10 protein-coding genes and 1 pseudogene are annotated in these 8,572 nt (G+C 63.3%); 8 read left to right on the top strand and 3 right to left on the bottom strand.

Translation table 11 applies throughout. The features are described from left to right. Positions 1 to 194: 194 nt before the first annotated feature. Positions 195 to 959 (top strand): IclR family transcriptional regulator, encoded by a 765-nt coding sequence (locus tag EN925_RS12455; protein ID WP_013529610.1) that lies wholly within the window; start codon positions 195 to 197, stop codon positions 957 to 959. A 34-nt stretch (positions 960 to 993) separates the two neighbouring features. Here EN925_RS12455 and EN925_RS40680 read toward each other — a convergent pair. After that, positions 994 to 1,095: pseudogene (locus EN925_RS40680) on the bottom strand (DUF4892 domain-containing protein); the annotation flags it as partial. A gap of 5 nt (positions 1,096 to 1,100) precedes the next feature. Then, positions 1,101 to 1,634, bottom strand: coding sequence for a GNAT family N-acetyltransferase (locus EN925_RS12445; protein ID WP_013529609.1), 534 nt, complete (start codon positions 1,632 to 1,634; stop codon positions 1,101 to 1,103). A gap of 202 nt (positions 1,635 to 1,836) precedes the next feature. On the opposite strand from EN925_RS12445, the gene EN925_RS12440 reads away from it, so the two are divergent. The 4 genes from EN925_RS12440 to EN925_RS12425 all read left to right on the top strand — a co-directional run bounded on the left by EN925_RS12440 (position 1,837) and on the right by EN925_RS12425 (position 5,512). After that, positions 1,837 to 2,292, top strand: coding sequence for a DUF2214 family protein (locus EN925_RS12440; RefSeq protein WP_024502811.1), 456 nt, complete (start codon positions 1,837 to 1,839; stop codon positions 2,290 to 2,292). A 175-nt stretch (positions 2,293 to 2,467) separates the two neighbouring features. After that, positions 2,468 to 3,445: a tripartite tricarboxylate transporter substrate-binding protein gene (locus EN925_RS12435; protein WP_063168999.1), complete on the top strand. Its 978-nt coding sequence runs from the start codon at positions 2,468 to 2,470 to the stop codon at positions 3,443 to 3,445. Positions 3,446 to 3,519: 74 nt separating this feature from the next. Further along, positions 3,520 to 3,993, top strand: a complete 474-nt coding sequence (locus EN925_RS12430; protein WP_063169000.1) for a tripartite tricarboxylate transporter TctB family protein — start codon at positions 3,520 to 3,522, stop codon at positions 3,991 to 3,993. Between the two features lie 10 nt (positions 3,994 to 4,003). Then, a complete protein-coding gene (locus EN925_RS12425) occupies positions 4,004 to 5,512 on the top strand; it encodes a tripartite tricarboxylate transporter permease (RefSeq protein ID WP_063169001.1) in 1,509 nt (502 codons plus the stop codon). 1 nt (position 5,513) lies between these two features. Here EN925_RS12425 and nth read toward each other — a convergent pair whose 3' ends face one another. Next, complete coding sequence (gene nth, locus EN925_RS12420) at positions 5,514 to 6,338, bottom strand: endonuclease III (protein ID WP_063169002.1); 825 nt, start codon at positions 6,336 to 6,338, stop codon at positions 5,514 to 5,516. A gap of 22 nt (positions 6,339 to 6,360) precedes the next feature. Between nth and EN925_RS12415 the strand changes: the two genes are divergently transcribed. The 3 genes from EN925_RS12415 to EN925_RS12405 all read left to right on the top strand — a co-directional run bounded on the left by EN925_RS12415 (position 6,361) and on the right by EN925_RS12405 (position 8,547). Next, positions 6,361 to 6,855 (top strand): DUF2244 domain-containing protein, encoded by a 495-nt coding sequence (locus EN925_RS12415; protein WP_127384622.1) that lies wholly within the window; start codon positions 6,361 to 6,363, stop codon positions 6,853 to 6,855. A 124-nt stretch (positions 6,856 to 6,979) separates the two neighbouring features. Further along, positions 6,980 to 7,855, top strand: coding sequence for a bifunctional helix-turn-helix domain-containing protein/methylated-DNA--[protein]-cysteine S-methyltransferase (locus tag EN925_RS12410; protein ID WP_024502817.1), 876 nt, complete (start codon positions 6,980 to 6,982; stop codon positions 7,853 to 7,855). 221 nt (positions 7,856 to 8,076) lie between these two features. Further along, positions 8,077 to 8,547 (top strand): hypothetical protein, encoded by a 471-nt coding sequence (locus EN925_RS12405; RefSeq protein WP_027161336.1) that lies wholly within the window; start codon positions 8,077 to 8,079, stop codon positions 8,545 to 8,547. The last annotated feature ends 25 nt before the right edge of the window (positions 8,548 to 8,572 follow it).

Genomic DNA, 8,572 nt, shown 5'->3' with positions numbered 1-8,572 from the left:
CTGTCCAGCATGGGATTCCTCCAAATCACGACACCTCCTCCGGTGCCCGCCAAAACGCGCCTGCATCCAGACCCGTCATCGATTTCAAGCAGATGTTACGGAGTTCTGTCAACGGAAACGATATTCTACTGGACAGAACGATTTGGCGGCGCGACACAGTCGCGTCGCTCGGCTTTCTTCAAACTGGAACCGCCATGGATTCGCCAAGCAAATCGGCAGATGCGGAAATCGACCGCGCCGAAGGTGTTGCAGCACTCGATCGGGCGATTGCCATCCTCGATGCCTTCAGCACGGAGGACCGGTCGCTCAGCCTAGCCGAAATCGCGGCGCGCACCGGCCTCTACAAGAGCACCATCCTGCGGCTTGCGAATTCCCTTTTGCGCGGACGATTGCTCGAGCGCCTCGACAATGGGCGCTACCGCGTCGGACCCGCGACGTTTCGGCTCGGTGCGCTCTACCAGCGTTCGGTCGTGGCGGTCGACATCCTGCTGCCGATCATGCGCGATCTTTCCGAGCGAAGCTGGGAAAGCGTTGCCTTCTACGTTCGCTCGGGCGATGTCCGCACCTGTCTTTACCGCGTCGAATCCAAGCACCCGATCCGCTACACGATACGCGAAGGCGACGTATTGCCTTTGCTGCTCGGCTCGGGCGGCCGCGTGCTCGCAGCGTTTTCGGGCCAGCAGGGCGAACCCTACGAGACCATCCGCAAGACCTGCAACTGTCTCGCCGTCGGCGACCGCGACCCCGAGACCGGGGGCGTGTCGGCGCCGGTATTCGGGCCGGGGGGCGTCCTGCTCGGCGCCTTGACCCTGGCTGGACCAAGCACGCGCGTCGACGCGGCCTTTCTGCAGCGCATGAAGCGTCCGCTGCTCGAGGCAGCGGCCCGCGCCACCCGCGCCTTCGGCGAGGACGCCTCAATGCTCGAGCAGGCAAGCCTGGCAGCGGACGCCCTGCCGTAGAATGCGGCCTGATTGGAAGGCTCGCCCAGTTCAACTTGACCAGAACCACACGGCGGTTCTTGGCGCGGCCCGCCTCGTCATCGTTGCTGGCGACAGGTGCCATCATGCCGGCGCCTGCAGCGGTCAATCGCGCCGCTCAGGTCACCGCGCCAGCAGGATGGTCGGAGCGTCGTGATAGGTGGTCTTTACCACTTCCCGGTAACCGCACTTGGCAGCCACCCTCAGCGAAGCGCCATTCTCCGGATCGATGATACAGACGGTCTTCTCGCGCCCGAAAATCACTTCGCCCCATGCCAGGACGCGGCCAACCACCTCGGTGGCGAAGCCCGCCCCGTGCACGGCCGGAACCAGCGCCCACCCGGCCTCGGGAATGCCTTCGATCGATGGTTCCATGTCGCGCTTCAGATCGTGAAACCCGGCCTCGCCGATGAAGCGCCCGGTCGCCTTCTCCTCGATCGCCCAGAAGCCATAGCCAAGCAACGACCACAGGCCGGCGTGACGCAGGAAGCGCATCCAGCTTTCTTCGCGCGTGCGCGGCTTGCCGCCGATGAAGCGGGTGACGACGGGATCGGTCCACATCGCGGCATAGGTGTCGAAATCATCCAGCCGGTGTGCCCGCAGGATGGTTCGCTTCGTTTCGATGACAGGAGCACTGGTCGCTTGCGGATTGTTCATGGGATCTGCCTCGCACGGATCGCCAGCGCTTAGCAAATCGCCGGTGCTGCGCAAGGGGCCAGGGCAACACGGCCCATCATCCAGGCGCCGCTATGGGAATTTTGCGCGACGATGTTATTTTTCACCGCAGGCTGATTCAACACCTGCCAGCCCGACCTTTTTTCAGGCGCGCATTGGTGGCGTCAAACCCAGGGAAAAGAGCATGGATACCACCGATCTTGTGCTTGCGATCTTCCATCATCTGCTGGTGTTTTCGCTGGCGGGGATCATCGGCGCCGAATTCGTCCTGATCCGCGGCGACCTGGGTGCTGCGACGCTCAAGAGGCTCGCCGGCATCGACCGCCATTACGGCGTCATCGCCGCGCTGATCATCGTCGTCGGCATCGGCCGCGTCTTCTATGGCCTCAAGGGCTGGGAATTCTACGTCTACAACTGGGTGTTCTGGGCCAAGATAGCGGCGTTCGGCGCTGTCGGCCTGCTGTCGATCATCCCGACCGTCCGCTTCATATCCTGGAACAGGCAGGCGAGCGGCAATGCCTCGTTCCAGGTGCCGGCGACCGAACTTGCGTCCGTGAAGACCTATATCCGCGCCGAAGCTTTCATCTTCCTGCTCATCCCGGTCTTCGCCGCGGCGATGGCGCGCGGCTACGGCTACTAGGGTGGCGATCACCCTCCGACATTATCCACCCATCGAGTGCGGATGTTTGCGGATATCGGCAGTTTGCCGCCCAGTTGCTATTTGCTAGCTTGCCCTAGTTGTTGCTTCATGCGCAGCCGGTGTTGAGAGGAGATCCGCGCGGCGTTGGAGATTCATATCCCGGGAGGAGATCACGATGAGAAGATTTGTCGCCGCTCTGGCTGCTGCCGCGGCCGTCACGCTTTATGGGTTCGCGGCCAGCGCGCAGACCTATCCTGAACGAACCATCACCGTTGTGGTACCGTTTGCCGCCGGCGGTCCGACCGACACGGTCACGCGCCTCGTCGCCGAAGCGATGTCGAAGGATCTCGGCCAGCAGGTCATCGTCGAGAATGTCGGCGGCGCCGGCGGAACGCTGGGTGCCGGCCGCGTCGCCAACGCCGAGCCTGACGGCTATACGCTGCTGCTCCATCATATCGGCATGGCGACAAGTGCGACGCTGTACAGAAAGCTCGCCTACGACACGCTGAACGCCTTCGAATATGTCGGCCTCGTCACCGAGGTGCCGATGACCATCGTCGGCCGCAAGGACCTGGAGCCGACCGATCTCAAGGGGTTGGTGGAGTACGCCAAGGCCAACAAGGATTCCATAACCGTCGCCAATGCCGGCATCGGTGCGGCCTCGCATCTGTGCGGCATGCTGTTCATGAGCGCCATCAAGACGCCGCTGGTCACCGTGCCCTACAAGGGCACCGGCCCGGCCATGACCGATCTCCTCGGCGGTCAGGTCGACATCATGTGCGACCAGACGACCAACACCACCAAGCAGATCCAGGGCGGCACCATCAAGGCCTATGCCGTCACCTCGCCGGAGCGCCTCGATGTGCTGAAAGACGTCCCGACGACGGTGGAAGGCGGCCTTCCCGAAGTGCAGGTCGGCATCTGGCACGGTCTCTATGCACCCAAGGGCACACCGGCCGGGATCACCGAACGCCTGTCGAAATCGCTTCAGGTCGCGCTGAAGGACCAGAACGTCGCGGCCCGCTTCGCCGAACTCGGCACCAAGCCATCGCCCGAGGCCGATGCGACGCCCGCCGCACTGAAGGCCAAGCTGGAAAGTGAGATCGCGCGCTGGAAGCCGATCATCGAAGCCGCCGGCCAGTATGCCGACTGAGGTTTGAACAGGGGCGCCACCGGCGCCCCTGTTCGCTCGGCATCCGCTACGCACCGCGGCTTGGGAGAACCATCATGAAACCTTTCGCGATCGACAGGGCCAACGGCCTGTGCGCCGCCCTGTTCATCGGTTTCGGCGCATGGTTCGCGCTGCAATCGCTCGGCCTCGAAATCGGCACCGCGTTGCGCATGGGGCCAGGCTATTTTCCGCTGGTCCTGGCGATCGTGCTGGTCCTGCTTGGCGCCGTCATTCTCGTCCAGGCTGTACGCGTCGAGGGCGAAGCGGTCGGGCATATTGCGTGGCGCGGCATGCTGCTCATCCTGCCTGCTCCGATCTTCTTCGGCCTGACGGTGCGCGGCCTCGGATTCATCCCGTCGATCTTCCTGACGGCGCTGATCGCGTCGTTTGCCAGCCGCTGCATGAAGCCGTTGACCGCGCTCGTGCTGTCGGCCGGCCTGACATTGTTTGCATTCCTTGTCTTCAGCTACGCGCTCGGCCTGCCGTTCCGCCGCTTCGGCCCGTGGCTGGCCCCGTGGTTGGTGTCGTAAGGCGATGAGCATGGATCTGCTCGACAACCTTGCGCTCGGCTTTTCGACGGCGACGTCGCTGACCAACCTCGGTTTCTGCCTGATCGGCGTCCTTCTCGGCACGCTGATCGGCGTCCTGCCCGGCATCGGCGCCACCGCGACCATCGCCATGCTTTTGCCCATCACCTTCCAGATCGGCGACCCGGTTTCCTCCCTCATCATGCTCGCCGGCATCTATTACGGTGCGCAATATGGCGGCTCGACCACCGCCATTCTCATCAACATGCCCGGCGAATCCTCGTCCGCCGTCACCGCGATCGACGGCTACCAGATGGCCAGGAACGGCCGCGCCGGGGCGGCCCTCGCGATCGCGGCCATCGGCTCGTTCTTTGCCGGCACCGTTTCGACGTTCCTCGTCGCCATCTTTGCCCCGCCGCTGACGGCGATCGCGCTGAAATTCGGCGCGGCCGAGTATTTTTCGCTGATGATCGTCGGCCTGGTTTCGTCCGTCGCGCTCGCCCACGGCTCGATCGTCAAGGCGCTGGCCATGGTCGTGCTCGGCCTGCTGCTCGGCGTTGTCGGCACCGACATTTACACCGGCACGCCGCGCTTCACGCTTGGAATCCGGGAATATGCCGACGGGTTGAATTTCGTTGCGGTGGCGGTCGGTGTCTTTGGCATCGCCGAGATCCTGCGCAACCTCGAAAACGAGGATGAGCGCTCCGTGATGATCCGCAAGGTCACCGGCCTTATGCCGACCCGCGAGGACTTTCGGCGCATGGCAGCGCCCATCGTGCGCGGAACGATCATCGGTTCAGCGCTCGGCATCCTGCCGGGAGGCGGCGCGATCCTGGCAGCCTTTGCCTCCTACACGGTCGAAAAACGCGTCTCGAAAAACCCGAAGGAGTTCGGCAAGGGCGCCATCGAAGGCGTCGCCGGACCGGAATCGGCAAACAATGCCGGTGCGCAGACTTCCTTCATCCCGATGCTGACGCTGGGCATTCCGGCCAACCCTGTCATGGCGCTGATGATCGGCGCCATGATCATCCAGGGCATCGTGCCCGGCCCCAATGTCGCGACCGAACAGCCGGCGCTGTTCTGGGGCATCATCGCCTCGATGTGGATCGGCAATCTGATGCTGATCATCCTCAACCTGCCGCTGATCGGGCTTTGGGTGAAGCTGCTGACGATCCCCTATTACGTGCTTTTCCCGATCATCATGGCGTTCTGCTCGATCGGCGTCTACAGCGTCAACAGCAACGTCTATGATCTCTACGCCGTCGCCTTCTTCGGCTTCCTCGGCTACCTCCTGACCAAGCTGCGCTGCGAACCGGCACCGCTGCTGCTCGGCTTCGTGCTCGGCCCGCTGCTCGAGGAAAATCTGCGCCGCGCCATGATTCTCTCGCGCGGCGACCCGAGCACCTTCGTGACCAGACCGATCAGCGCCGGCCTGCTGCTCATAGCGCTCGCCGTGCTCGCCGTCGTCTTCCTGCCGGCGGTCAAGAAAAAGCGCGAAGAGGTGTTTGTGGAGGAGAGTTGAATTACGCCGCCGTTCCGCCTCGGTCCTGAACCTCTTCGACCGGGTCGAGCGGTGCGATCGGCACCAGCGGTGCCGGCACATCGGTCGTCTTGACCTCGGCCTTGCAGATGTCGGCGATGACGCAGGCCGGGCAATCCGGCTTGCGCGCCTTGCAGACGTAGCGGCCATGCAGGATCAGCCAGTGATGTGCATGGCGCATATATTCGTCCGGAATGATCTTCAACAATCCCTGCTCGACCTGTTCCGGCGTCTTGCCGGGCGCTAATCCGAGCCGGTTGCCTATGCGAAGAATGTGCGTGTCGACCGCCATCGTGTGCTGGCCGAAGGCCATGTTGAGCACGACATTGGCGGTCTTGCGCCCGACCCCGGGCAGCTTGACCAATTCATCTCGATTATCGGGTACCTCGCCGCCATGGTCGCGGATCAGCGCCTGCGACAGCGCAATCAAATTCTTCGCCTTGTTGCGCCACAGCCCGATGGTGCGGATATATTCGCCGACCCTTGCTTCCCCCAGCGCCAGCATCTTGTGCGGCGTATCGGCGGCCCTGAACAGCGCCCGCGTCGCCTTGTTGACGCCTACATCCGTCGCTTGCGCCGACAGCACCACCGCGACCAGCAGCGTGAAGGCGTTGACATGTTCGAGCTCGCCCTTCGGCTCGGGCCGCTGGACGGAAAAGCGCCGGAATATCTCTTTCACTTCGGCCGGGCTGTAGCGTAACGCGCTTCGCGCCGGCCGCGGGCGCGGCTTTGCGTTCGAACCATCGCGTCGTGCGGGCAACGGCTCTTTTTTGGACAGGGAAGAATCTTTGGACTTGGGGCTTGCCATTTCCCTCCTATAATATCCCCTCATGAGCGACACAAACGCCTCGTTTCAGGCCGACGAGCCATTCTTTCAGGCGCTACTGACCCCGCACCGGTCTCTGGGCCGGACAGGCTTCTTCGTCCTGATGGGCGCGCTGCTGTTCGGCTGGCTGGTGACAGGCGCGTTTTTCCTGTCGCGCGGCGCATGGCCGGTGTTCGGCTTCTTCGGCCTCGACGTGGCCGCCGTCTACATCGCCTTTCGCATCAACTATCGTGCCGCTCGCGCACGCGAAGAAGTCTCGGTTTCGCGCACCAGCCTCGACATCCGCAAGACAGCCCCCTCGGGGAAATCGGAAGCGCATCGCTTCAATCCGTTCTGGGCGCGGTTTTCGGTGGCCCGTCACGCCGAGATCGGCATCACAGGCATGACGGTGCAAGGTGAAGGCCAGAACGTGCCGATCGGATCGTTCCTGGACCCCGATTCCCGCGAGAGTTTTGCCACCGCCTTTTCGCGCGCGCTGGCGGCCGCCAAGGCACGCTGAGCCAGCCGCGAGCGATTCCAGGGCTCGAATCCGGTGCCTATCCGGGTATGCGCCGCAAGAAGGCAAGTTTCGGGTGGCGATCGACGCCCCGAGGGGCGATATTCCGGCCCAAGGAGACAGTTCCATGAGCACACACACCGCAGTCCTCAAAAAGGACATCACGCCTGAGGGCAGCGATTATGAGATCGTGCGCCGTGCCATCGAGAAGATCAGTCTCGACTATCGTGATCAGCCTTCCCTCGAAGAGCTGGCCGAGGAGGTCGGCGAGACGCCGACCGGCCTGCAAAAACTCTTTACCCGCTGGGCCGGCCTGTCGCCCAAGGCCTTCCTGCAGGCGGTGACACTGGACCATGCGCGCAGGCTGCTCGATTCCGGCATGCCGCTGCTCGAGACCTCATTCGAACTGGGCATGTCCGGCCCCGGCCGGCTGCATGACCTGTTCGTCACGCACGAGGCGATGTCGCCGGGCGACTACAAGACACGCGGCGCCGGGCTCACCATCCGCTACGGCTTCCATTCCTCGCCGTTCGGTACCGCCCTGATCATGGCCACCGAGCGCGGGCTCGCCGGCCTCGCCTTCAGCGACCCCGGCGAGGAACGCGCCGCCTTCGCCGACATGTCCAGCCGCTGGCCGAACGCCATCTACGTCGAGGACATGACTGCCACCGGCCCCTATGCCGCCCGTATCTTCGACCCGACGCTGTGGCGCCCCGACCAGCCGCTGCATGTCGTCATGATCGGCACCGACTTCCAGGTTCGCGTCTGGGAGGCGCTGCTCAAGATCCCGATGGGCAAGGCCCGCACCTATTCCTCGATTGCGGCCAGCATCGGCGCCCCGTCCGCCAGCCGTGCGGTCGGTGCGGCCAACGGCGCCAATCCGCTCTCTTTCGTGGTGCCTTGTCACCGCGCCATCGGCAAATCAGGCGACCTCACCGGTTATCATTGGGGCCTGACCCGCAAGCGCGCCATTCTGGGTTGGGAAGCCGGGCAGGTATCGTAATATCGATTTTTCTCGATATTGCGAAGAAAAACATGGTTCTATCGGCGCTATCAAGTATAAGCGCTATTTACGCTGTGGTTCCGCTTTTGCAACCGAGGGCAACCTCCGGTTCCTGTAGTTGTTATTTTTGAGGCGTTATTTTAGGTAACTCTAAATTAACCACGATAAAGTGATGATGCTCTCATATTAATCCGGACGATCCGGCTTGATAGGAGGTCTCGATGACATTGTTTCGCGCCGCCTGCGGCGCAGCTCTGCTGGTTGCCAGCGTCGACGAGGCCGCGTTGGCCACGACGCAGAATGTCATCTTCAACGGCACGATCGCGCCCACCTGCACGCTGGTCGTTGCCACCAACGGTACGATGACGGCCAGTCCCGATCTCCAGTCCCTGAGCTCCCACAACAGCGGCGGCTCGGCTGGAACCGTGACGCTGACGACGACCGGAGGTGTGTCGCTGAGCGTCGACCCGGTCACCACCATGACGGTGCCATCCGCCGACAGCACGTCGACGACCTGGACACCCACCTACTCCGCCGCCGGCGCGCATTCCATCGTCGAGACCGGCTCGACAACCAGCATCACCACCCCCGGCGCAGATCTCGTCTCGGTTCACCTTGCCGGAACCAAGGGCGGCAGCAATCGCTTCGCCAACGGCAATTATCAGGCAACGGTAACGCTGCGCTGCGAATGACGCGAGCGAAGGAGGGGTCGTGAAA

This window comes from Mesorhizobium sp. M7A.F.Ca.US.006.04.2.1, assembly GCF_004022915.1.
Taxonomy (GTDB): Bacteria; Pseudomonadota; Alphaproteobacteria; order Rhizobiales; family Rhizobiaceae; genus Mesorhizobium; species Mesorhizobium ciceri.
Note: the sequence above shows the minus strand (reverse complement) of the source record. Positions and strands in the feature narration are given on the sequence as shown.